16 protein-coding genes and 1 riboswitch are annotated in these 24,452 nt (G+C 72.9%); of the genes, 2 read left to right on the top strand and 14 right to left on the bottom strand.

Annotated features, from left to right (window positions below; all coding sequences use genetic code 11):
* Nucleotides 1-19: 19 nt before the first annotated feature.
* Nucleotides 20-961, bottom strand: a complete 942-nt coding sequence (locus tag ACLJQE_RS17360) for a Ppx/GppA phosphatase family protein (protein ID WP_410640249.1) — start codon at nt 959-961, stop codon at nt 20-22.
* A 238-nt stretch (nt 962-1,199) separates the two neighbouring features.
* Here ACLJQE_RS17360 and ACLJQE_RS17355 point away from each other — a divergent pair, with 238 nt between their 5' ends.
* Nucleotides 1,200-1,808 carry a class F sortase gene (locus ACLJQE_RS17355; RefSeq protein ID WP_410640248.1) on the top strand — a complete coding sequence of 203 codons (609 nt, stop codon included), beginning with the start codon at nt 1,200-1,202 and terminating at the stop codon, nt 1,806-1,808.
* 81 nt (nt 1,809-1,889) lie between these two features.
* Here the strand turns inward: ACLJQE_RS17355 and ACLJQE_RS17350 are convergent, their stop codons facing one another.
* The 4 genes from ACLJQE_RS17350 to ACLJQE_RS17335 all read right to left on the bottom strand — a co-directional run bounded on the left by ACLJQE_RS17350 (nt 1,890) and on the right by ACLJQE_RS17335 (nt 11,253).
* Nucleotides 1,890-2,930 (bottom strand): LLM class F420-dependent oxidoreductase, encoded by a 1,041-nt coding sequence (locus ACLJQE_RS17350; protein ID WP_410640247.1) that lies wholly within the window; start codon nt 2,928-2,930, stop codon nt 1,890-1,892.
* A gap of 84 nt (nt 2,931-3,014) precedes the next feature.
* Nucleotides 3,015-4,226, bottom strand: coding sequence for a fumarylacetoacetase (gene fahA, locus ACLJQE_RS17345; RefSeq protein WP_410640246.1), 1,212 nt, complete (start codon nt 4,224-4,226; stop codon nt 3,015-3,017).
* A complete protein-coding gene (locus ACLJQE_RS17340; RefSeq protein WP_410640245.1) occupies nt 4,223-4,627 on the bottom strand; it encodes a hypothetical protein in 405 nt (134 codons plus the stop codon). The genes fahA and ACLJQE_RS17340 overlap by 4 nt, the downstream gene beginning before the upstream one ends.
* Complete coding sequence (locus ACLJQE_RS17335; RefSeq protein ID WP_410640244.1) at nt 4,624-11,253, bottom strand: DUF885 domain-containing protein; 6,630 nt, start codon at nt 11,251-11,253, stop codon at nt 4,624-4,626. Before ACLJQE_RS17335 ends, ACLJQE_RS17340 begins: the two co-directional genes overlap by 4 nt.
* A 135-nt stretch (nt 11,254-11,388) precedes the next feature.
* On the opposite strand from ACLJQE_RS17335, the gene ACLJQE_RS17330 reads away from it, so the two are divergent.
* The gene (locus ACLJQE_RS17330) at nt 11,389-12,462 is read left to right on the top strand and encodes an AsnC family protein (protein ID WP_410640243.1); all 1,074 of its coding nucleotides are present in this window, start codon (nt 11,389-11,391) and stop codon (nt 12,460-12,462) included.
* Nucleotides 12,463-12,484: 22 nt separating this feature from the next.
* Here the strand turns inward: ACLJQE_RS17330 and ACLJQE_RS17325 are convergent, their stop codons facing one another.
* From ACLJQE_RS17325 to ileS, 9 genes are all read right to left on the bottom strand, one after another.
* On the bottom strand, nt 12,485-13,414 hold the full coding sequence (locus tag ACLJQE_RS17325; RefSeq protein ID WP_410640242.1) for an RluA family pseudouridine synthase: 930 nt from the start codon (nt 13,412-13,414) through the stop codon (nt 12,485-12,487).
* Nucleotides 13,411-14,049: a signal peptidase II gene (lspA, locus tag ACLJQE_RS17320; RefSeq protein ID WP_410640241.1), complete on the bottom strand. Its 639-nt coding sequence runs from the start codon at nt 14,047-14,049 to the stop codon at nt 13,411-13,413. The genes ACLJQE_RS17325 and lspA overlap by 4 nt, the downstream gene beginning before the upstream one ends.
* The gene (locus tag ACLJQE_RS17315; protein WP_410640240.1) at nt 14,046-14,294 is read right to left on the bottom strand and encodes a hypothetical protein; all 249 of its coding nucleotides are present in this window, start codon (nt 14,292-14,294) and stop codon (nt 14,046-14,048) included. The genes lspA and ACLJQE_RS17315 overlap by 4 nt, the downstream gene beginning before the upstream one ends.
* A gap of 211 nt (nt 14,295-14,505) precedes the next feature.
* On the bottom strand, nt 14,506-15,840 hold the full coding sequence (locus ACLJQE_RS17310; protein WP_410640239.1) for an aminotransferase class V-fold PLP-dependent enzyme: 1,335 nt from the start codon (nt 15,838-15,840) through the stop codon (nt 14,506-14,508).
* Between the two features lie 38 nt (nt 15,841-15,878).
* Nucleotides 15,879-15,993: riboswitch (SAM riboswitch) on the bottom strand.
* 239 nt (nt 15,994-16,232) lie between these two features.
* A complete protein-coding gene (locus ACLJQE_RS17305; protein WP_410640238.1) occupies nt 16,233-16,877 on the bottom strand; it encodes a M23 family metallopeptidase in 645 nt (214 codons plus the stop codon).
* A 90-nt stretch (nt 16,878-16,967) separates the two neighbouring features.
* A complete protein-coding gene (locus tag ACLJQE_RS17300; RefSeq protein WP_410640237.1) occupies nt 16,968-18,446 on the bottom strand; it encodes a potassium/proton antiporter in 1,479 nt (492 codons plus the stop codon).
* A gap of 96 nt (nt 18,447-18,542) precedes the next feature.
* Nucleotides 18,543-19,298, bottom strand: a complete 756-nt coding sequence (locus ACLJQE_RS17295) for an ArsR/SmtB family transcription factor (protein ID WP_410640236.1) — start codon at nt 19,296-19,298, stop codon at nt 18,543-18,545.
* Between the two features lie 166 nt (nt 19,299-19,464).
* Nucleotides 19,465-21,090 (bottom strand): penicillin-binding transpeptidase domain-containing protein, encoded by a 1,626-nt coding sequence (locus ACLJQE_RS17290; RefSeq protein ID WP_410640235.1) that lies wholly within the window; start codon nt 21,088-21,090, stop codon nt 19,465-19,467.
* A 73-nt stretch (nt 21,091-21,163) separates the two neighbouring features.
* The gene (ileS, locus tag ACLJQE_RS17285; RefSeq protein ID WP_410640234.1) at nt 21,164-24,322 is read right to left on the bottom strand and encodes an isoleucine--tRNA ligase; all 3,159 of its coding nucleotides are present in this window, start codon (nt 24,320-24,322) and stop codon (nt 21,164-21,166) included.
* Nucleotides 24,323-24,452: the final 130 nt, after the last annotated feature.

Here is a 24,452-nt window from a genome sequence, read left to right as displayed (position 1 = left end):
TCCCGGTGACGGCCAGCAATCAGGCCGCGTGCGTCCCCGCCGCCGCGCGCGCCTTGTCCTGCAGGGTGAGCAGCAGGCCGTCGCGGGTCGACCAGGGGCAGATCGTCACCTTGCCGCCGGCCACCGTCAGCAGGGCCTCCGCGACGATCGCACCGGCCAGCGCCTGGTGAGCGCGGCTGCGGGAGATGCCCGGCAGTTCCGCGCGCTTCGACGGCGGCAGCGCGGCGAGCCGTGGGATCCACGCACGGAGGTCGTCGAGCCGCAGCTCCTTGCACTTGCCGGGACGGGCGCCGGCCAGCCGCGCGAGCTGCTGCAGCACCTTCGAGCAGCCGACGACCCGCGGATCGTCGACGTCGGCGGCGCCGAGCGTGGTGGTCACGACGTCGAGGGCGTGCGTGCGCAGCGCCTTGACCTGCTTGTTCGACACGCGCTCGGACGGCAGCCAGTCCCGCGTCATCGAGCGGGCGCCCAGCGGCAGCGAGCGGGCGAACGTGGCTTGCTCGCCGGAGCCGGCGGCCAGCTCGACCGTCCCGCCCCCGATGTCGAGCACGAGCATCGGCCCGGGTTCGGCGTCGTACCAGCGGCGGGCGGCCAGGTAGGTCAGTTCGGCCTCGCGGCGGCCGGAGAGGAACCGCAGCTCGACCCCGGTCTCGCCGGCGACGTGCCGGACGACGTCCGCCGCGTTGGCCGCATCCCGGATCGAGGACGTCGCGAGCGGGTAGACGTCGCTGACGCCGTGGCGGTACGCCGTGGTCATGCCCGCCGCGACGGCGGCCGTGACGGCGTCGATGCCCCGGTCGGAGAGGCGGCCACGGACGTCGAGCTCGCGGTCCAGGCGCAGCCGCGTCTGGTGGTTGACCACGGGTTCGCGGGGTGAGCCGTCCACCGGCACCACCACGAGCCGAGCACTGAACGAACCGACGTCCAGCACGCCCACCGCGGGCTCTTTTCCGTTTCGCACTGCTCGGCGCACCTCACTTCCGCCTGGTGAATATCCCCAGTTCGAAGGTTCGAAACCAGCAATGATGTCGGATCTCACCGGTCAGTGCGGGACATTTCCGCAATTGCCGCCCTTCAGGTGGCTGTTCCTGACGCGAAGGTCACAGTGAGATAACCCGAACGAGTGAACCGGGGTGCCACCGGACACGATTCGGTAACGCCAGCCGCCGCGGAGCGATTGTTCGGACATCGGAACCGGCGTGGAGCAGGGAAGCGAGAGACAACGGCCCGAGCGGCGAGCCGAGCTCGTGCGGCCGGCCGCCGTCGTGCTCGCGGTCGTGGCGGGGCTCGGCTGCGTGCTGCTCGGCGTCACGTCGGTGCTCGCGCCGGCCGCGGTCACCCCGGCCGCGGGTGCCGGCACCCCGGCGGCCGGAGCTCCCCCGGCGGCGGTGCTGATCCCCGACCTCGGCTTGACGCTGAACCACGTGGTCGCCCTCGGCCACATCGACGGCCGCCGCGAGCAGCCCGGCACGGCGCGGGGCCTCGGCTGGTTCGCCGACGGGCCGGCGCCGGGCGCGCGAGGGGTGGCGGTGTTGTCGGCGCACGCGAGCTTCGGCTACGCGGCCGGCGCGTTCGCCCGGCTGGCCGCCCTGAAGCCGGACGCGACGATCGTGGTCCGCGACGCGAGGGGCCAGGAGTCCCGGTTCACGGTCCGCCGGACGGTGGTGTTCCCGGCCGGCGAGCCGGACAGCACGTTGGTGGCCCCGGCGGGAACGGGCCCGGAGCTGCGCCTGATCACCAGCAACGGCACGTACGACAGCACGGGGCTGGGCAACACGCGGGTGGCGGTCTACGCGACTCCGGCCTGACACCCGGCTGCCCGGAACGTCATGAACGACTCTTTCCTGACATCGGACGCCACGAAAGAGCCGTTCATGGCACGGCCGGGGTCAGCCGATCAGCTCGCGCAGCTGTGACACCGCCGCCACGCGGGCTTCGCGGCCCGGCTGCAGGGGGTTCACCACCAGCGTCGTCGCGCCGGCCTCGGCGAAGGCCGCCACGCGCTCCTTCACGTAGCCCGCCGGGCCGACCAGGGAAATCGCGCGCAGCAGGTCGACCGGGACCGCCGCGGCCGCTTCTTCCTTCTTGCCGTCCAGGTACAGGTCCTGGATCAGCTTCGCCTCGGCCTCGTAGCCGTAGCGGCGGGCGAGGTCGTTGTAGAAGTTCTTGCCCCGCGCGCCCATTCCGCCGATGTACAGGGCCAGCACCGGCCGCAGGTGGTCGAGCAGCGGCTCGACGTCGTCGCCGATGGCCAGGGCGACCGACACGAACGTGTCCAGCTCGCCCAGCGCCGCGTCGCGCTTGGCCTTGCCCTCGGCCAGGGACGCGCCCCAGACGTCGGCGGCCTTCTCCGGGTGGAAGAAGATCGGCTGCCAGCCCTCGGCGATCTCGGCCGTCAGCGCCACGTTCTTCGGGCCGATCGAGGCCAGCAGCACCGGGATCCGCTCCCGCACGGGGTGGTTGATCAGCTTCAGCGGCTTGCCGAGCCCGGTGCCCTGCTCGGGCGGCAGCGGGATCGTGTAGTGCTTGCCCTCGTGCACCACCCGCTCGCGGCGCCACACCTGGCGGCAGACGTCGACGATCTCGCGGGTGCGGCCCAGCGGCGCGTCGTACTTCACGCCGTGGAAGCCCTCGATGACCTGCGGGCCGGACGCCCCGAGCCCGAGGATGAACCGCCCGTCGGAGACGAAGTCGAGACCGGCCGCGGTCATCGCGGTCAGCGTCGGCGTGCGGGTGTAGATCTGGAAGATGCCGGACGCCAGCTGGACGCGCTCGGTCTTCGCGGCCAGGTAGCCGAGCTGGCTGACCGCGTCGAACGAGTACGCCTCCGGCACGAAGACGACGTCGAGGCCGGCCTTCTCCAGTTCGACGACATCGGCGACGCTTTCGGCGAAGCCTCCGGAGTAGCTGATCCCGGTCCCGATCTTCATGGGCGTCCTCCCGTGGTGAGCAAGCGCTTAGTCGCAGGTCATTATGCGCGCTGTCCGGCGGTTGCCGGTGTGGGCACCGCCACTTCAGCCCGCGACCACCGTCCCCCGCACGTCGCCGAAGCCGATCCGGGTTCCGTCCGGGCCGGGCGCGGTCGCGCTGATCACCACCTCGTCGCCGTCCTCGAGGAACGTCCGGGTCACGCCGCCCGGCAGCGCCAGGGGCTCCTGGCCACCCCAGGACAGCTCGAGGAAGGAGCCTCGCTGGTCACGCTCGGGACCGGTCACCGTGCCCGAGGCGAACAGGTCGCCCGTGCGCAGGCTCGCGCCGTTGACCGTCATGTGCGCCAGCTGCTGCGGGGCCGTCCAGTACTGGGTCGCGAACGGCGGGCTCGACACCAGGTGGCCGTTGAGCCGGATTTCCAGCGCCAGGTCCAGCCCCCATTTTTCGGTGGTCCGGAGGTATTCGAACGGCTCCGGATCCTGCGGCGGGCCGTCGACGCGCGCGTGGTCCAGCGCGGCCAGCGGCACGATCCACGGCGACACCGAGGTGGCGAACGACTTGCCGAGGAACGGGCCCAGCGGCTGGTACTCCCAGGCCTGGATGTCGCGCGCCGACCAGTCGTTGACCAGGCAGACGCCGAACACGTGGCCGGCGAAGTCCGATGTGGACACCCGGGTGCCCGCAGTGGACGGAGTGCCGACGACGAACCCGACCTCCGCCTCGATGTCCAGCCGCTGTGACGGGCCGAAGGACGGGGCGTCGGCGTTGCGGGGCTTGCGCTGCCCGTGCGGCCGGACGACCGGCGTACCCGACGCGACGACGGTGCCGGCCCGGCCGTGGTAGCCGATCGGCAGGTGCTTCCAGTTGGGCGGGAGCTCGGCCGCGTCCGGGCGGAAGATCCGGCCGGCGTTGAGGGCGTGGTGCTCGCTGGAGTAGAAGTCGACGTAGTCGGCGACCTCGAACGCGAGGTGCGTGGTCACCTCGGCCAGTGGCACCAGGTGCGGCCGGAGCTGATCGGCGAAGCGCGGCTCGGTCAGCCACTCGGTGACGCTTTCGCGGACTTCCCGCCAGGTGGCGGGCCCGGCGGCGAGCAGCGGGTTGAGCACACCGCCGGTGAGCAGCGGCGCGAAGGCGGCGGCGGTCCCGGCGGCCGCGGCAGTCAGGTCGAGCACCTGATCGCCGACCAGCACGCCGACCCGCCGTTCGGGCGCCCCGCCGACGGAGAAGACGCCGTAGGGCAGGTTGTGCAGGCCGAACGGGGTGTCGTCGGCAAGCTCGAGCCAGGTCACGTTCACTCCTCGTCCCGGGCGGCCCACGCCGCCGAACAGCCGGCCACGCCGACCCCACTTCGCCACGGGCGGCTCGCGCCGCCCGCCAGGCCCACCGCCGCCATTACGCCCCGCCACGAGCGAGCCGCGCCACCGGCCGGCTGCGCTGCCACCGTCACGTCCCGCGGACCCGCCGCCGCACGACCGGCCACCACCACCGACCGCCCTCCGCAGCCCGCACCACCGCCCGGCTGCGCTGCCGCCATCACCCTTCGCCACGGACGAGCCGCGCCGCCGGCCAGCTGCGCTGCCACCGTCACGTCCCGCGGACCCGCCGCCGCACGATCGGCCACCACCACCGACCGCCCTTCGCGGCTCGCGCCGCCGGCCAGGCCCGCCGCCGCGCAGTCCGGTGCCGCCGCCGTCACTGGGGGGCCTTTGCGGATCGGGTTTGCACCCAGCCGGCCACCACGTCCGCCAGGACCGGCAGGGGGAGGGTTCCGCTGCCCAGGACCGTGTCGTGGAACTCGCGGATGTCGAACGCCTCGCCCAGCTCGCGCTCGGCCTCGGCGCGCAGGCGCTCGATCTCCAGGCGGCCCACCATGTAGCTGAGCGCCTGGCCCGGGTGGCCCGCGTACCGGTCGATCTCCGCCTCGATCTCGATCTGGGCCATCGGCGTGTTCTCGACCAGGTAATCAACCGCCTGCTGACGGCTCCAGCCCAGCGCGTGCAGGCCCGTGTCCACCACCAGCCGGGCCGCGCGCATCGAATCCTGCGTGAGCAGGCCGAGCCGGGCCGTGCTGTCCGAGTACAGCCCCATCTCGTCGGCCAGCCGCTCGGCGTACAGACCCCAGCCCTCGCAGAAGGCGTTGAACATGCCGATCCGGCGCAGCAGCGGAACGTCGGTCAGCTGCTGGGCGAGGGTCAGCTGGAAGTGGTGGCCCGGCACGGCTTCGTGGAACGCCACGGACTCGCTCAGCGTCCGCTGCCGCTGGTCCGCGTCGCGCGTGTTGGCGTAGTACGTGCCCGGCCGCGAACCGTCGAGCGACGACTCGATGTAGTAGGCGATCGAGCCGCTTTCGGCCTCCGCGTCCGGCACCGGGGCGACCTGGCACCGCTGCTCCGGCACGCGCGAGAACCATTGCGGCGCCACGGCTTCCGCCCGCGTGATCGTCGCCCGGGCGGATTCCAGGAGCTCGTCGCCGTCACGCCAGCGCAGGGCCGGGTCCGTGCGGATCCGCTCGAAGATCTCCGCGAGCTCGGTCGTGCCGAACAGCTCGGCACCCAGCTCGCGGTACTCCTCCGCCAGCCGCTCGATGATCGCCAGGCCGGTGTCGTGCAGGTCCTGTGGCGTGCGCTCGGTCGTCGTCTCGGCCCGGATCAGGGCCGCGTACCGCTCCGGCCCGCCCGGCAGGTCGCCGATCCCCGGCGACGTCTCGGGCCGGCCCACCGGGACGACCTCGTCGGCCAGGAAGTCCCGGTACCGCCGGTACGCCGGCCACACCACTTCGGCCAGCAACCGGTCGCGCTCGGCCTCCAGGCCCCGGACCGGCACCTTCAGCGGGTCGTTGTCCGGGGCGGCGAGGTACCGCTCGACGTAGCCGACGCCGATGCGGGCCAGGAACTCCGGCGGCGTCAGCCCCGCGGCGAGCGCGGCCCGCTGCCGCTCGATCAGCTGGTCCAGGTACGTGCCGACGGCGGCGAGCCTGCTCAGGTAGCCGCGCGCCTTGACGTCGTCGTCGAGGATCGTCTGCGGCAGCTCCATCAGCAGTTCGAGGGCCGGCGCGGCCAGCCCGTCGCTCACCGCGATGTCGGCCCGGCCGGAGTCGAGCACGTCGATCTGGGTGCGGGCCTGCCAGATCACGACGTCCCGGGTGACCCGTTCGGCCGGCGCCAGCCCGGCCGGGTCGATGGCCTCCGCCCGCGCGATGAGGCCGGCGAGCCCGGCGCGGAACCGCGCGGCGGCTTCGGCGGTCTGGTCGGCGAGCTTGTCGTGCGTGCCCGGCAGGCCGTACAGCGACGGGAACAACGGCTGCGCCTCGAACATCAGCTCCAGGCACTCGTCGGCGAGCTTCCCGGGGGTGTCACGGCGCTGCGACACCCACTCGGCGACCACGCCGGACAGCACCGGCAGCGGCAGGGTCCCGCTGCCCAGCACGACGTCGTGGAACTCGCGGATGTCGAACGCCGCGCCCAAGGCCTGCTCGGCCTCGGCCCGCAGCCGCTGGATCTCCAGCCGCCCCACCATGTAGCCGAGCGCCTGCCCCGGGTCTGCAGCGTACCGGTCGATCTCCGCCTCGATCTCCAGCCGGGCCATCGGGGTGTGCTCGGCGAGGTAGTCGACGGCCTGCTGCCGGCTCCACCCGAGCGCGTGCAGGCCCGTGTCGACGACCAGCCGGCCCGCCCGCATCGAGTCCTGCGTCAGCATGCCCAGCCGCGACACGTCGTCGGAGTACAGGCCCATCTCGTCGGCCAGCCGCTCGGCGTAGAGCCCCCAGCCTTCGGCGTAGGCGTTGACGTGCGCGATCCGGCGCAGCAACGGCAGGCCGGCGAGGTCCTGCGCGAGGCACAGCTGGAAGTGGTGCCCCGGCACGGCCTCGTGGAACGCGACGGCCTCACTGGTGAACCGCGGCCGCTTCTCCGCTTCGTGGGTGTTCGCGTAATAGACGCCCGGACGCGTGCCGTCGAGCGACGGCCGCAGGTAGTACGCGATCGTGCCGCTGGTGGCCTCGGCCGCCGGCACCGGCGCGACCTGGCACTTCTGGTCCGGTACGCGGGAGAACCACTGCCCGGCCACGGCTTCCGCGCGGGTGATGGCGGCCCGGGCCCCGGCCAGCAGCTCTTCGCCGTCCCGCCAGCGCAGCGCCGGATCGGTCCGGATGCGCTCGAAGATCTCGGCGAGGTCCGTGGTGCCGAACAGTTTCCCGCCCAGCTCGCGGTACTCCTCCCCCAGCCGCTCGATGATCGCCAGCCCGGTCTCGTGCAGCTCCTGCGCCGTGCGCTCGGTGGTCGTTTCGACGCGGATCAGCGCGGCGTACCGCTCCGGCCCGCCCGGCAGGGCACCGATGCCCGGCGACGTCTCGGGCCGCGCCACCGGCAGGACCTCGTCGGCCAGGAACGCGCGATAACGCCCGTACGCGGGCCGGACGACCTCGGCGAGCAGCCGGTCGCGTTCGGCCTCGAAGCCGTCGAACGCCGCCGGCGGTGTCACGCGCAGCGGATCGCTCTCCGGCGCGCCGAGGTAGCGGTCGACGTAGTCGATGCCGATGCGCACCAGGAAGTCCGGCGGCACCAGGCCTTCACGCACCGCCGCCCGCTGCCGTCCGATCAGCGCGTCGAGGTAGCCGCCGATGCCGGCGAGCCTGCTCAGGTAGCCGCGGACCTTCGGCTCGTCGTCCAGCACCGTCTGCGGCAGGTAGAGCAGCAGCTCCAGCGCCGGGGCGCCGAGCCCGTCGCTGACCGAGATGTCGGCGCGGCGGGAGTCGATCTCGTCGATCGCCGCTTTCGCCTGGGACAGCACGACTTCCCGGGTGACGCGCTCCTCGGCGGGCAGCCCGGTGGGGTCGAGCGCTTCGGCGCGCGCGGCGATCGCCGCGTACCCGGCACGGAACCGCGCCCGAGCCTCCGCGCTCGGATCGGGCAGCCGGTCGTGGTCGCCGGGCAGGCCGAACACCGACGGGTACAGCGGCTGCCGCTCGAAGTTCAGCGCGACGAGCTCGTCGGCCAGCCGTCCGGGCGTGGCCGGCCGCTCGGCCACCCAGTCCGTGACCACCTTGGCCAGCGCGGACAGCGGCAGCATGCCGTGGCCGAGCACGACCTCGTGGAACCCGCGGATGTCGAACCGCTCGCCCAGCGCCTGCTCGGCTTCGGCCCGCAGCCGCTGGATCTCCAGCCGCCCCACCATGTAGCCGAGCGCCTGCCCCGGCCAGCCGATGTACCGGTCGATCTCGGCTTCGATCTCCATGCGCGCCATCGGCGTGTTTTCGACCAGGAAATCGATCGCCTGCTGCCGGCTCCAGCCCAGCGCGTGCAGGCCCGTGTCGACGACCAGCCGGCCCGCCCGCATCGAGTCCTGCGTCAGCATGCCCAGCCGCGACACGTCGTCGGAGTACAGGCCCATCTCGTCCGCGAGGCGCTCGGCGTACAGCCCCCAGCCTTCGGCGTAGGCGTTGAACATGCCGATCCGCCGCAGCAGCGGCAGGTCGCGCAGCTCCTGGGCCAGGCTGAGCTGGAAGTGGTGCCCCGGCACGGCTTCGTGGAACGCGATCGCCTCGCTGGTGAACCGCGGCCGCTTCTCCGCATCGTGGGTGTTCGCGTAGTACGTGCCCGGGCGCGTCCCGTCGAGCGACGGCTGGAGGTAGTACGCGATGGTGCCGCTCGCCGCGTCGGCCTCCGGCACCGGCGCGACCTCGCACTTCTCCGCCGGGATGCGCGAGAACCACCGCGGCGCGACGGATTCGGCGCGGGCGATGGCGTCGCGGGCCGCGGACAGCAGCTCCTCGCCGTCCCGCCAGCGCAACGCCGGATCGGTGCGCAGGCGCTCGAAGATTTCGGCGAGGTCCGTGGTGCCGAACACCTTCGCGCCCAGCTCGCGGTACTCCTCCCCCAGCTGCCGGATCAGCGCCAGCCCGGTCTCGTGCAGCTCCTGCGCCGTGCGCTCGGTGGTCGTCTCCGCGCGGATCAGCGCGGCGTACCGCTCGGCCCCGCCCGGCACGTGGGAGATGCCCGGGGCGGTGTCGGGCCGCCCGGCCGGCTCGACCTCCGTGCGCAGGAAGTCCCGGTACCGCGCGTACGCCGGGTGGACGACCTCGGCGAGCAGCCGGTCGCGCTCGGCGTCGAAGCCCTCGACCGCCGCCGTCGTGCCCACCTTCAGCGGATCGCTGTCCGGCGCGCCGAGGTAGCGGTCGATGTACTCGATGCCGACGCGGGCCAGGTACGCCGGCGGCACCAGCCCTTCGGCCAGGCTCTCGCGCTGGCGCTCGGCCAGGTCGGCGAGGAACGGCTCGATCGCGCCGAGCCGGGCCAGGTAGCCGCGCGCCTTCTTTTCGTCGTCCAGCTTGTAGTACGGCAGGTACATCAGCAGCCCGAGGGCGGGCGAGGTGAGCCCGTCGCTGACCGCGAGATCGGCACTCCGCGCGCCGAGCCGGTCGGCCTCGACCTCGGCGGAGGCGATCACGACCTCCCGCGTGACGGCTTCTTCCGGCGTCAGGTCGTCGGTGGCCAGGGCCCGCGCCCGGGCGGCGATGGCCGTGTACGCCGCACGGAAGCGCTCCTGCGCCGCCCGCGTCTGGTCGGCGAGCCGGTCGTGGTCGCCGGGCAGGCCGAGCACCGACGGGTACAGCGGCTCCTGCTCGAACGACAGCTCGACGAGCTCGCTCGCCAGGCCGTCGACGGTGTCGCCGTGCCCGGCCACCCACTCGTCGACGACGGCGGCGAGCACCGACAGCGGCAGCGAGCCGCCGGCCAGCACCAGGTCGTGGAACGCGCGGACGTCGAACCGCGAGCCGAGCCGCTCCTCGGCGCGGGCGCGGGCCCGCTGGATCTCCAGGCGCCCCACCATGTACCCGAGCGCCTGGCCCGGCCACGCGAGGTAACGGTCCACTTCGGACTCGATCTCGGCGCGCGCCTCCGGCGTGTGCTCCAGCAGGTAGTCGACGGCCTGCTGACGGCTCCAGCCCAGCGCGTGCAAACCCGTGTCGACGACCAGCCGGCCCGCCCGCAGTGAGTCGCCGGCCAGCATGCCGAGCCGGGCGACGTCGTCGGAGTAGAGGCCCATTTCGTCGGCGAGGCGCTCGCTGTAGAGCCCCCAGCCCTCGATGTAGGCGTTGAACTTGCCGATGCGGCGCAGCAGCGGCAGCTCGGTGAGCCCCTGCGCGATGCTGAGCTGGAAGTGGTGGCCCGGCACCGCTTCGTGGAACGCGGTCGTCTCGGCCATGTGCCGGAGCCGCTCGGTGGCTTCGTGGGTGTTCGCGAAGTAGATGCCCGGTCGCGAGCCGTCGGCGGCCGGACGCAGGTAGTAGGCCGCAGGTGCGCCGGGCGCGACCTCCGACGGCACGGCTTCGACCGTGCACTGCTGCTCCGGGATCCGGCCGAACCACTTCGGGGCTTCCGCGGCCGCGCGGGCGACGGCCGTGCGTGCGGTCTCCAGCAGCTCGTCCGCACTGCGCCAGCGCAACGCCGGGTCGGAGCGCAGGCGCGCGAAGATCTCGGCGAGGTCGTCGGTGCCGAACACCTTCAGCCCCAGCTCGCGGTACTCGACGGCGAGCGCCTCGATGGTGTCGAGACCGATCCGGTGCAGCTCTTCCGGGGTGAGCCCGGTCGTCGTGTGCATCCGCGCCATGCGGACGTAGGTCCCGGCCCCGCCCGGCAGCCACGACAGGCCGGCCCGGTCCGCGGGCCGCCCGTGCGGCTTGACCTCGGTGACCAGGAATTCGCGGTACTCGGCGAAGGCCGGCCGCACGACGCCGGCCAGCAGCTCCTCCCGCCGCCGCGCGAACTCCTCGTCCGGGGCGGGCTGGCGGCGCAGCGGGTCGGCGTCCGGGTCGGCGAGGTAGCGGTCGAGGTGCGCGACCGCGGCGTCGACCAGGTGGGCCACCGGAAGCAGGCCGCCGTCGATGCCTTCGGCGTGCCGCCGCGCGGCCTGGCGGAGGTACCCGGGGATCGCGGCCAGCCTGCCGAGCTGGGCTTCCGCGGTCTCGCCCGCCGTCACCGTCGTCATCGGCAACGTCATGAGCAGGCCGGCCGCGGGCCCGGCGGACAGGTCGGTGACGGTGAACTCGGTCATCCGGCTGTCGATCGAGGCGATGCGGTTTTCCGCCGTGGTGATCAGCACCTCGCGGGTGACCCGGTCCGCCGCCGGGAGGCCCTCGACGTCCAGCGCGCGGGCACGCTCGAGGAAGGCCACGAACCGGGCCCGGAACGCCTGCTCGGCCTCGGCGGACAGGTCCGCCAGGCCGGGCTCCGCCGGGCGGACGCCCAGCACCGCCGGCGTCAGCGGATCGGCGGCGAACAGCGCTTCGACGAACTCGTCGGCGAGTTCGGTGACCGCGGTCATGGCAGGACCCCCAGCTTCGGCTGATGTGCTCACGGCCGACCCTAACGGAGATCACCGACAGAAAACGTCCGCGCCGGTCGCCCGGGGTGGACGGCCTGCCGCACCGCGGATCGGCCAGGCGGTAGCGTTTCCCGGGTGGCCGTGACCGATCCCGTGGATATCCGTCTGCTCGCCGCGCTCGCCGACCTCGGCAAGGCGGCCGTGCACGAGCTGGCGGCCAAGGTCGGCATGGATCCCCGCGAGGTCGCCTACCGGCTGGTCGCCCTCTCCGGCAGCGGGCTCCCCCTGCTCGTCGGCGTGGAAAGCGACCCCAACGGCCTCCGCGCGGCCATCGCCGGCGCGCCGCCGTCGTGGGCCGGCCGGCCGCAGCCGCAGTTCCCGCCGCCTTCGCAGCCGGTGCCGCAGCAGGTGCCCGCACCGCCCGTGCCGCAGCCGCCCGGCCCGCCGATGCCCCCGCCGGTCCAGGGCACGCCCTCGGGGCCGTACAACGTCCAGGGCGCCCCTTCCGGGCCGTACACCGTGCAAGGCGCGCCCTCGGGGCCCTACCACGTCCAGGGCACGCCGTCCGGGCCCCACCAGGTCCAGGGCACGCCGTCCGGACCCCACCACGTCCAGGGCACGCCGTCCGGGCGATACCCCGGCCCGCCGCCCCGGCCGCAGCTGCCGCGCCCGCCGTTCACGCCGCCACCGGTTCCGCTCGACCCGGCCGTGAGCACGTGGGGCGTGCCGCAGACGGCGTCGTGGGCCCGCGGCGACGAACCCGCCCGGCCGAGCGGGCCCGCCGGCGGCAGGCGGGGCAGGCTCGGCGAGGTCATGGAGACCCAGGGCCTGGAGGGCGAGCAGCTGTCGGTGCAGCTCCTGGAGGTCCAGGACCCGGCCGACTACCTGTTCAGCGCGGCCGGGTACCGCCTGGAGGAGGGCGAACGCGCGGTGGTGGTGCACACCGAGATCACCAACCGCGGCTCGATCCCGTTCGCGTCGCTGCCGGACAACTACCTCGAACTGCTCGCCCCCGACGGCCAGGCCATCGGCAAGGCGCCGGTGTCGCTGACGTCCCGGCCGCCGCACAAGATCGGCGTCAAACCGGGCGAGACGCTGGGCGGCCACACGGTGTACGTCCTGCCGGACGCCACCCGGGTGGTTTCGGTGCGCTGGAGCCCGCGGCCGGAGCCGGACGAGCGCACGCTGACCTGGTCGATCGAAGACTGAGGCTTCGGCGGAACAAGCCCCGCTAGTAGCTTTCGTCGCGCAGGGTTTCCAGTGCCTTCGCCAGGTCTTCCGGGTACTCCGACTCGAACTCGACCCAGCGGCCGTCCGCGGGGTGCGCGAAGCCCAGTGTCTTCGCGTGCAGCCACTGCCGGTTGAGCCCGAGGTGGCGGGCCAGCACCGGGTCGGCACCGTAGGTCAGGTCGCCGACGCAGGGGTGCCGCAGTGCCGAGAAGTGGACGCGGATCTGGTGCGTCCGCCCGGTTTCGAGCTTGATGTGTGCGAGCGACGCCGCCCGGAACGCCTCGACGACTTCGTAGTGCGTCACGCTCGGGCGGCCGCCCTGGACGACGGCGAACTTGTAGTCGTGGCGCGGGTGGCGGTCGATGGGGGCGTCGATCGTGCCGCGCATCGGGTCCGGGTGGCCCTGGACGATCGCGTGGTAGCCCTTGTCGACCGTGCGTTCCTTGAACGCGCGCTTCAGCACGGTGTAGGCGTGCTCGCTCTTGGCCACCACCATCACCCCGGTGGTGCCCGCGTCGAGCCGGTGGACCACGCCCTGGCGCTCGGCCGCGCCGGAGGTCGAGATGCGCAGGCCGGTCGCGGCGAGGCCGCCGACGACGGTCGGGCCGGTCCAGCCCGGGCTCGGGTGCACCGCGACGCCAACCGGCTTCGAGATCACCACGATGTCGTCGTCGTCGTGCAGGATCTGCATGCCGTCGACCGGCTGCGCGACGACCTCGACCGGGTTCGCCGGTTCGGGCAGCGTGATCTCCAGGAGGCCGCCGCCGGAAAGCCGGTCGGACTTGCCCGCGGGACGGCCGTCGAGCAGCACGTCCCCGGACTCGGCGAGCTCGGCGACGACCGTGCGGGACAGCCCGAGCAGCTTGGCGAGGCCGGCGTCGACCCGCATCCCGTCGAGCCCGTCGGGCACCGGGAGCATCCGCGACGTCACGCCTGCTCCTCCTGCTTCTTCTTGTCCTTGGTCGACGTGCCGTCGTAGTCCTTGCCCAGCAGCGACAGCAGGACGATCAGGGCGCCGCCGACGCAGATCGCGGAGTCGGCGATGTTGAAGATCGCGAAGCCCTTGCCGTTGGGGGCGAACGCCGAGATGAAGTCGACGACGTGGCCCTGCAGCCCGCCGGGCGCGCGGAAGATGCGGTCGGTCAGGTTGCCGGTGGCGCCGGCGAGCACGAGGCCGAGGCCGATCGCCCAGCCGACCGAGCGCAGCCGCCGCGACAGCCAGATGATCGCGATGACCACGGCGAGCGCGACCAGGGCGAGCACCCACGTCATGCCGGTGGCCATCGAGAACGCGGCGCCGGGGTTGCGGATCACCTGCAGGTAGATCAGCCCGCCGAGGATCCGGTGCGGCTCCTTGCCTTCCAGGTTGGCGACGACCAGGTTCTTCGTCACCAGGTCGATCGTCCAGAACACGACGGCGACCGCGAAGACCCAGCCGACCCGCCGCTTCGGCAGCAGCGGCTTCGCCGGGACCTCCGGGTTTTCGGGCGCATCGGCGGCGGGATCGGGCGCCGCCTCGGCGGGGTCGGCGGCGTCGGGTTCGGAGTGGCTGGGCTCGGTGCTCACCGGTCCATTGTCCACGGCGCCGGCCAGGCCGCGGCGGGCCCGTCCGGCCGCGGGCGCAGGAGCACGGCGAACGCGGCCGCCAGCAGCACGCCCGCCGTCGGCGAGCGCCCCCGCCGACGGCGGCTGGAACACCGCCGTGACCAGCGCGAACACCCGTACCGCCGTGCGCTCCCCTCGCCTCGGGCGACCGGCTCGGCGCGCGGCTTTTCCCTCAGCGAGGCGGTGAAGGCGGCGAGCAGGATCACCGCCGGCACCCAGCACGCCCGCCATGTCCGCCGAAAGCACCACGGCGACCAGGGCGAACGCGGCCGTCGTCAGCAGGACGAACCGGCCTCGGCTTCCGCCCGGCTCCGGCGTGACGGCAGCTGCGCCGCGGCCAAGCCGATCTCGGCGAACCCCGGCAACGCCGGCGGAAACCAGAAACGCGGCCCTCTCCCCCTCGGCCCAGGCCGGCGCTCAGCAGAACGGCGGCAGCTCCCGCGGGTCGCCCACCGGCGCCCAGCGGCCGTCCACCTTCGCGTACTCCCAGCGGGCGCCGCGGGCGGCGATCTGCCGCAGCGCCAGGACCACGCGGTCGACGTGGTCCGCCGTGCTGCCGAGGCCGAGGCTGACGCGGAGGGCCTGCTGCCCGTCGCCGCCGGTGACGCCGATCAGCCGCTTGGCCGCGATGTGGGCGCAGAAGGCGCCGTCGCGGACGCCGATGCCGTACTCGGCCGACAGCACCGCGGCGAGCCAGCCCGGGTCGAAGCCGTCGACGACGAAGCTGACCGTGCCGACCCGGTCGACCGGCGCGTCGAACAGCCGCAGCTCGGCGCAGCCCGGGATGCCTTCGAGGCCCTTGCGCAGCCGGGCGAGCAGGGCCTGCTCGTGCTCGACGACGGCGTCCCAGTGCGCGCCGAGGGTTTCGCACGCGACGCCGAGCGCGTACACGCCGACGGTGTTGGGCGAGCCGGCTTCGTGGCGCTCCGGCCCGGTGTTCCAGACGACGGCGCCTCCGGTGACGAGCTTGGTCGCGCCGCCGCCGGCGAGGTACGGGCGGGCCGCGCGCAGCCAGTCGGCGCGGCCGATCAGCGCACCCGCGCCGAAGGGCGCGTACAGCTTGTGGCCGGACAGGGCGACGTAGTCGACGTCCAGTTCCTTGATCGAGATCCGGCGGTGCGGGGCCAGCTGGGCGGCGTCGAGCGCGATCCGGGCGCCGTGTTTCCGCGCCACGGCCGCGATTTCCGCCACCGGGAGCAGCTCACCGGTCACATTGGACGCTCCGGTGACGACGACCAGCCGCGGCCCCTGCGGGGCGTCCGCGAGTGCTTCGTCCACAGCGGACACCGCGGCGAGTCGGGTGCGCGGGGTCGGCAGCCGCCGGACGTTCGGGCCCTGCCACGGCAGCAGCGCGGCGTGGTGCTCGGTGTCGAACACGATCACCGTGGTGTGCCGCGGCAGGCTGCGGGCGAGCAGGTTGAAGGAATCGGTGGTGTTGCGGGTGAAGACGACGGTGTCGGTCCGCCGCGCGTCGACGAAGCGGCGCAGGACGTCACGGGTGCGTTCGTAGAGCTTGGTGGACACCTGCGACGCGAAGCCGGCACCGCGGTGGACGCTGGCGTACCAGGGCAGGAACTCGTCGACGGCACTGCGGACGGCGTCGAGACACGGCGCGCTCGCGGCGTGGTCGAGATTGGCGTAGCCGATGTCCCCGCCGGTCACCAGCGGCACCCGCAGCGACGCCCCCGCGACGGCGGGGATGTCCTGGGCGGCAACGGTTTCGAGCTGGGTGCGGTCGATGGCGAGAGTCATCGGGTGCCTCCTCGGCGATCCGGGGGACCCCGGCGAGGGGCCCGCGCTTGCCCGTCGCACGGCGCGACCGGCCCGGTCTTCACCCGGGGCACCCCACCGCGGTAGGAGGGTTGCCGGCCAGCAAGCCGGGGCTTCGCGCTGGCACTCATGACCTGAGCCAGAAGGTAACCGAGAACGCCGCCGGTGGCCAACCCCCGCTTCACATTCTGAGACGGCGGTCACAGCCGGTGAGTACGCGCAACCGCGATGGCACGACGCACAGCGCCCCAATGTGGCCTTGGTTGCGTTGAACGCACCCAAGGTGGCCTTCGGTGCGTTCAACGCACCGAAGGCCACATTGGGGCGCTGGGGACGAGGTGTCGAGAGCGGCCGGGTTTGCGGGCTCGGCTGTGTCAGAGGCTCGCGCGGAAGCGGCCCGGCAGCCGGACCACCGCTCCGTCCGCGAGGTGCGTCGCGGTGCCCGAGTACTGCTCCGCCGCCGCCGTGAACCGCCAGCCGCCGAAGGTTTTGCCGTCGACCGGCTCGCCCGACGCCGCCGCGATCGTGGTCGAAATCCGGGCGAACGACACGCCGTCCCAGTTGCCCGCGGTCGCGTCCGGGAGCGTCCAGAGCGTGAAGTGGACGTGGGCGCCGGTGCTGCTGCCGCCGCACGGGAGCGCGTTGCCGGTCGACCCGAGCACCGTCCCGGCCTCGACGTGCTCACCGTCGGTGACCCGGATGCCCTCCAGGTGGTAGTAGCCGGTCCGCCAGCCGCCGTCGTGGTCGAGCGTCACCCAATCGCCGCCCGGGCAGTGCTGCAGGTGGGCCGTGCCGGCCAGCGGCGCGCGGACCGTGCCGTCCGCGGGGCTGAAGTCGATCGCGTTCTTCACGCCGGTGCTGCCGTCGTCGGAGTGGATGCCCGCCGAGTAGACCTGCTGGCCCGCTTCGAACGGCCACGCGAACATCGGGAAAGCCCCGGCGGACGCCGGGGCGGCGGCGAGGCCCACGGCCACCGTGACCGCGGCGGCCAAACCCGCCGCACGCACGAAGAGGTTCACGGCGCGTACTCCTCTGGCGTCAAGTTCACTCGAACGAGCGCACATTAAGCCAAAAGAGGGACTACTGGGAAGACTGTTCGTGAATTTCCGTTATCGGCCGGACTCGCCCTTCCAGCGAGCCAGGCGCCCGGCCCGGTCGACGGCGCGCAGCCGGCGCTCGACCGCGTCGCGGACCGCGCTCGTCGTGACGACCAGCAGCTGGTCGTGCTCCTGCAGCCGGCTGGTCTTCTGCGGCGTGAAGCCCGCGCCGTCGCGCACGACCAGGCTGATCGTCGCCCCGACGGGCAGCCGGAGCTCGGACAGGTACACGCCGTGCAGCTTCGATCCCGGCTGGATCCGGACCTGGAGCAGTTCCGCGCCCAGCTCGTCCAGCGGCGCGGAGTCGACCTCGACCTCGTGCGCCTCGGACTTCTTGGCCAGCCCGAGCCGGCGCGCGAGCGGGCCGAGCGTCGCCCCCTGCACCAGCGTCAGCACGACGACCAGCACGAACACCGCGTCGACCAGCCGCTGCGCGCCCGGCAGGCCCTGCGACAGCGGGATCATCGCGAGCACGATCGGCACCGCGCCGCGCAGCCCGGCCCACGACAGGAACGCCTGTTCCCGCCACGGCAGCCGGAACGGCAGCATCGACAGCACGACCGAGAGCGGCCGCGCCAGCAGCAGCACGACCGCGCCGGCGACCAGGCCCGGCACGATCGCGTCGAGCAGGCGTCCCGGCGAGGCGAACAGCCCGAGCAGCACGAACAGCCCGATCTGCGCCAGCCAGCCCAGGCCCTCGGCGAACGACAGCGTGTCCGACCGGTGCGGCAGCCGCGAATTGCCGAGCACCAGCGCGGCGACGTAGGTGGCGAGCAGCCCGGACGCGTGCAGCAGCTGCCCGGACGAGTACGCCAGGACGCACACCGCGACCGTCGCGAGCGGGTAGAGGCCGGTCGCCGGCAGCGCGGCCCGGCGCAGCGCGAAGCCGCCGAGCCAGCCGAAGGCCAGGCCGATCACCAGGCCCGCCGTCAGCTCGTAGACCACCAGCAGCGGCAACGTCCAGTCCACAGTGGTGCCTTCGGCCAGCACCACGACGGCGATGTAGGCCGGCGCGTCGTTGATGCCCGACTCGAGTTCGAGCGCGCCGGTGAGCCGTTTGCCGATCCCCGCCGTGCGCAGCACCGAAAACACCGCGGCCGCGTCCGTCGAGGCGAGCACCGCACCCCAGAGCAGCGCCAGCCGCCAGTCGAGGCCCAGCAGCCAGTGCAGGGCCGCCCCGGTGACCGCGACGCTCACCACGACGGCCACTGTGGACAGTGCAATTCCGCGGCCCAGCGCCGGTTTCACCGCCGACCACCGGGTGGTCAGCCCACCTTCGGCGAGGATCATGACGAGTGCGGCGAGGCCGAGCGACTGGGTCAGTTCGGGATTGTCGAACCGGATGCCGAAGCCGGCTTCGCCCAGCAGCACGCCGATCCCGAGGTACAGCAGCAGCGAGGGCAGGCCCAGCCGGATCGAGACGCGCACGGCCAGCACGGAGGCGAGGAGCACGGTCCCGCCGACGCCGAGCAGCACGGGAAGCTGGTCCATGCCGCCTCCTCCCGAGTGCCGTGGGGCCCTCAGAATAGTGCGGCACAGGGGTTAACTCGTTCGTGTACCGCTGCCCGGCGCCGGACACCCGGTGTGTTAAGGCGCCGCAACACCACTGAGCGCGTCGAGATCGACACCGAGGGCAGCGAACGGCTTCCCCGCCGCCGGCAGCACCTTGACCGCGCGGTGGCCGCCGGTGGCCACCCAGCCGGCGTCGACCGCCCGGTCGAGCAGCGCGGCGGGCAGGGCGCCGGCGAGGTGGTCGCGGCGCTCCGTCCAATCCAGACAGTCACGCAGCAGCGGCCGCCGCCCGGCGGCCACCGGCACGCCGAGGTCCGCCAGCACGGCGCGGCCACGCGGGGTCAGGGTCAGCCCGTCGGCGGTGCCGACCAGGCCGGTGGCGAGCATGCCGTCGCGCAGGGCGACGCCGAGCTCGCCGGCGAGGTGGTCGTAGCAGGTGCGGGCGAACCCGAGCCGTCGCGCCCGCAGCGACGACTTCAGGCCGGTCACCGGCCTTTGTTCGGCAGTTTTTCGGGGGCTCCGGCTGGCGGAGCCCCCGGCCCGGGGCGGAGCCCCGAATGTCACTGCGTGCTGGGCCAGGTGCTCGATCAGCTCGGCGACGCGCGGGTCGGCGATCCGGACGTAGCTGGCCCGCCCCTGCTTGACCCGGGCGACGAAACCGGCGCCGGCCAGCCGCGTGACGTGCTCACTGGCGGTCGAGAGCGCGATCCCGGCCGCCTTCGCCAGTTCGCCGACGGTCCAGGCCCGCCCGTCCAGCAGCACGAGGCACATGGTGGCCCGGCTCGGGTCGGCGAGCACCGCGGCCACCTCGGCCAGCGCGATCGTCTCCATACCCCCACGCTACGGCCCCGACCCATCGGCCACGGCCGAACCTTCGTGCCCCGAGGGTCGGCCCGCGCACCTGGACGGTCGGCTCACGTACCTGGAGGGTCGGCCGGCGTACCTGGGCGGTCGGCTCGCCGGCCGACCTCCTGGGTACGCGAGCCGACCGTCCGCGTCAGAGGGACTTGAGGAACTTCGCGGCCAGCTGGACGGCCGGGCCCGAGTCGTTCGAGTCCTCCAGGACCACCGCGAAGGCCACGTTGCCGAGGTAGCCGACGAACCAGCCCGTCGCGTTCGAGCCGTCGCCGAACTGGGCGGTGCCCGTCTTCCCGAAGACGTTGCCCGCCGACGCGGCCGCGCGGCCGGTGCCGCTGGTCACCACCGCGCGCATCATCTTCCGGACCTCGCCGAGCACCGCCGACGGCGGCGGCGAGTAGCCTTTGACCACCGTGGTCTCCAGGTCGTGCCACAGCCGGGGCGTGATCGCCTTGCCGGTGGCGACCGTGGCGGCCATCAGCGTGCCGCCGAGGACGCTGGCCTGGATGCGGCCCTGGCCGAACCCGTCCTCGACCTGCTCGTCCTTGCTCACCGCCGGCTCGACCTTGCCCAGCTCGGTGTTGAGGCCGGGGATCTCGTAGTCGGCGTTGAGGCCCAGCTCGTCGGCCGCCTTCTTCAGGCCGTCCGCGGGCAGGCCGAGCGCGAGCTGCCCGAACGTCGTGTTGCAGGACCGCGCGAACGCCGTCTGCAGGGTGGTCGCGCCCAGCTCGAAGTTCTCGTTCTTGACCGTCCGGGTGCCGATCGTCGCGACGCCGGGGCAGTCGACCGGCGACGCCGCGCTGAGCCCGCTCTGCTGGACCGCCGCCACCGATGTCGCGATCTTGAACGACGAGCCCGGCTCGTACAGGCCGTTGAGCGCCTTGGGCGCGTTCCCGGCGGCGGCGTTCTGCGCGACGGCGAGGATGTCACCCGACCCGGTGTCGAGGGCGACGAGCATCGCCGACCCCCGGTAGCCGTCCACCGCGGCCTGGGCGGCGTTCTGCGCGGCCAGGCTCAGGCTCGTCACGAGCGGTTTCGCCGCGGCGTCCGGCACCTTCCCGTACAGCCGCTCGACGCTCTTGCCGCCGGCATCGACGCGTTCGACGGCGAACCCCGCGCCGGCCGCGGCCGTGACCTGGCCCAGGAGCGCCGAGCGCAGCAGCGGTGCCGGGTTGCCGTCCACCACGCGCAGGCCGCCGGACCCGCTGACGACCACCGGCTTGCCGTCGCGGTCGGCGACCGCGACGGTGTCCTGCGCGGCGGTGCTGATCACCAGCCGCTGGCCCGCTTCCAGCTTCGGGTGCAGCAGTGACGGCGCCCAGTGGACCAGCCACCGCCCGCTGTTCTGCACGAGCTCGAACGGCACGTCGTAGGTCCAGACCTGGCCCGGCTTCAGCGTCCACGACAGGCTGAACGTGCCGCCCGTCTGCTTCGCCCCGGCCGGGGCCGGCTGCAGGACGGTCAGCTTCGCGGCCACCGACGCCGGGTTCAGCGTGTTCCGCGTGGCCCGCAGGGCGACCGCGGCGGCCGCGTTGTCGTCGGTCAGCCGGCCCGCTGCGTCGGGGTTGTTCTCGGAGAGGTCCTGCAGGTACTCGGTGATCGCCGAGTTCGGGTCGAGCGCGCCGGGGCTCTCCACGGTGGTCGCGCCGGTGGCGGCCTCCGGCGTCGAACTCCCGCTGTTGAGCAGGAAGAACGCGGCCACCACGATCACGACGACCAGCAGCGCGCCGCCGATCAGGATGCCGCGTCTCTTGCCAGGGCTCATTCCGGTTCCCCTCCCCCAAGGAGCCACCCGCGGGTGGCCGGTCGAGTCCGCACCCTACCGGCCACCCCGGCGATCAGGCCTTCGCGACCGCCACGGTGACCTTCGTGCCGTCGCCGACCGTGCCGGCGAAGCCGTCGCCGGCCGGGCCGTGGGTCACCGACGTCGCCAGCGTCTCCGACGCGAGGAACTCCTCGTGCGTCCGAGCCGCTTCGACGACCTCGGAAGGCGCGTCGATGGTCAGCGCGATCCGGTCGGCGACGTCGAGCCCGGCGTCCCGGCGGGCCTGCTGCACGACCCGGACCAGGTCGCGGACCAGGCCCTCGGCCGCCAGCTCCGGCGTCACCTCGGTGTCGATCAGGACCAGCCCGGAGCCGCCGGGCAGCTCCGCCGCCGCGCCGCCGCCCTTGGCGACCAGCCGGCGGTCGAATTCACCTTCACGCAGTGTGATATTGGCGGCGACCACGGCCCCGCCCTGGAACGACCAGTCCCCCGCCTTGACCGCCTTGATCACCGTCTGGACGTCCTTGCCCAGCCGCGGACCGGCGGCGCGGGCGTTCACCGCGACCTCGAACCCGCCGTGCGCGGCGACGTCGGTGGTCAGCTCGACCGCCTTGACGTTCACCTCGTCCCGCAGGATGTCGGCGAAGGCGCCCAGCGACTCGGCGTCTTCGGCCGCGACGACCAGCGACGACAGCGGCAGCCGCACGCGCAGCTTGTTCGCCTTCCGCAGCGACAGCGCCGAGGACGCCACCTGCCGCACCCGGTCCATCGCGGTGACCAGCGCCGCGTCCGCGGGCAGGTCGTTCGCGTTCGGCCAGTCGCTCAGGTGCACCGAACGGCCGCCGGTGAGGCCGCGCCAGACGACCTCGGTGGTCAGCGGCAGCAACGGCGCCGCGACCCGCGAAGTCACTTCCAGCACGGTGTGCAGCGTGTCGATCGCGTCCTGGTCGCCCGCCCAGAAGCGGTCGCGCGAGCGGCGGACGTACCAGTTCGTCAGAACCTCGAGGAAGTCCCGCACGGTCTGGCACGCGCCCGCGACGTCGTAGCTGTCCATCGCGTACTCGACGTCGGTGACCAGCTCGTGCGTCTTCGCCAGCACGTACCGGTCGAGCACGTTCGGCGAATCCGTGCGCCACTTCCCGTCCACGCCTTCGGCGTTCGCGTACAGCGCGAGGAAGTAGTACGAGTTCCACAGCGGCAGGACGGCCTGGCGGACGGCGTCGCGGATGCCCTTGTCGGTGACGACGAGGTTGCCGCCGCGCAGGATCGGGCTCGCCATCAGGTACCAGCGCATGGCGTCGGAGCCGTCGCGCTCGAAGACCTCGTTGACGTCCGGGTAGTTGCGCAGCGACTTGGACATCTTGGCGCCGTCGGAGCCCAGGACGATGCCGTGCGAGACGCAGGTGCGGAACGCGGGCCGGTCGAACAACGCCGTCGCGAGCACGTGCAGCAGGTAGAACCAGCCGCGGGTCTGCCCGATGTACTCGACGATGAAGTCGCTCGGGTAGTGGTGCTCGAACCACTCGGCGTTCTCGAACGGGTAGTGCACCTGGGCGTAGGGCATCGAACCCGAGTCGAACCAGACGTCGAGGACGTCCGGGACGCGGCGCATGGTGGACTCGCCCGTGGGGTCGTCCGGGTTCGGCCGGGTCAGCTCGTCGATGTAGGGCCGGTGCAGGTTGTCCAGCCGCACGCCGAAGTCGGCCTCCAGCTCGTCGAGCGAGCCGTAGACGTCGGTGCGCGGGTATTCGGGGTTGTCGGACTGCCACACCGGGATCGGCGTGCCCCAGTAGCGGTTGCGCGAGACCGACCAGTCGCGCGCGTTCTCCAGCCACTTGCCGAACTGGCCGTCCTTGACGTTCTCCGGGTACCAGGTGATCTGCTGGTTCAGCTCGACCATCCGGTCCTTGAACTGCGTCACCGCGACGAACCACGACGAGACCGCGCGGTAGATCAGGGGGTTCCGGCAGCGCCAGCAGTGCGGGTAGGAGTGGTCGTAGGTTTCGTGCCGCAGCAGCACGGAACCCTGCTGCGCGGCCGGACCCGTGCCGTTCTTGAGGTCACGGACGATGTTCGGGTTGGCGTCGAAAACCTGCTGGCCCTCGTAGTCCGGCACGGTCGCGTCGAACTTGCCGTGCGCGTCGACCGGCGTGACCGGGGTGATCCCGGCCGCGTCGGTGACAGCCTTGTCGTCTTCACCGTAGGCGGGGGCGATGTGCACGATGCCGGTGCCGTCGTCGGTGGTGACGTAGTCGGCGGCCAGCACCCGGTGGGCGTTCTCGGTGCCGGTGAAGTACGGGAACGGTGGTGCGTAACGGGTTCCGAGCAGCTGCGTGCCCGTGTAGTGCGCGACGACCGTGGGCTCTTCACCGAGTTCACGCGCGTACGCCGCCACTCGCGCTTCGGCGAGCAGGAACCGCTTGCCGTCGCTCTCCACGACGACGTACTGCACGTCCGGGTGCACGGCCGTGGCGAGGTTCGACGGCAGCGTCCACGGCGTCGTCGTCCAGATCAGCAGGTAGGTGCCGTCGAGATCGTTCCCGTTGCCCTCCAGGCGGAAACCGACCGTGACGGCCGGGTCCTGGCGGTTGCGGTAGACGTCGGCGTCCATGCCCAGCTCGTGGTTGGACAGCGGCGTCGCGTCGCGCCAGCAGTACGGCAGGACGCGGTAGCCCTCGTAGACGAGTCCCTTGTCCCACAGGCGTTTGAACGCCCAGAGCACCGACTCCATGTAGGTGACGTCGAGGGTCTTGTAGTCGTTGTCGAAGTCGACCCAGCGCGCCTGGCGGGTGACGTAGTCGCGCCACTCGTCGGTGTAGCGGAGGACGGACTCCTGCGAAGCCGCGTTGAACTTCGCGATGCCCATCTCTTCGATCTCGGACGTCTCGGTGATGCCGAGCTGGCGCATCGCCTCGAGTTCGGCGGGCAGGCCGTGGGTGTCCCAGCCGAAGCGGCGCTCGACCTTGCGGCCCTTCATCGTCTGGTAGCGCGGCACCAGGTCCTTGACGTACCCGGTGAGCAGGTGGCCGTAGTGCGGCAGGCCGTTGGCGAAGGGCGGGCCGTCGTAGAAGACGTACTCGTTTTCGCCCTTTTCGCCGGCGGGACGCGCGTCGATCGTCGCCTGGAAGGTCCGGTCCGTCTCCCAGTAGGCGAGGACCTGCTTCTCCAGTGCGGGGAACGACGGCTGCGACGGGACTCCTGCGCCGTCGCCGAGCTGGGCCTGCGGGTACATCCGGTGCTCCTCGGTTCGTCACTCGCGTACGGACGACCGGCTTCTGCACCGGTCACCCACACGGGGACGAGACGCCTCGGCGTTCCGCGGTACCACCCCGCTTGCCCGGCAGGTGCTCCCGGGCCGCTCA

The organism is Amycolatopsis sp. lyj-346 (assembly GCF_046548975.1).
GTDB lineage: Bacteria > Actinomycetota > Actinomycetes > Mycobacteriales > Pseudonocardiaceae > Amycolatopsis.
This window is presented reverse-complemented; position numbering and strand designations above follow the sequence as displayed.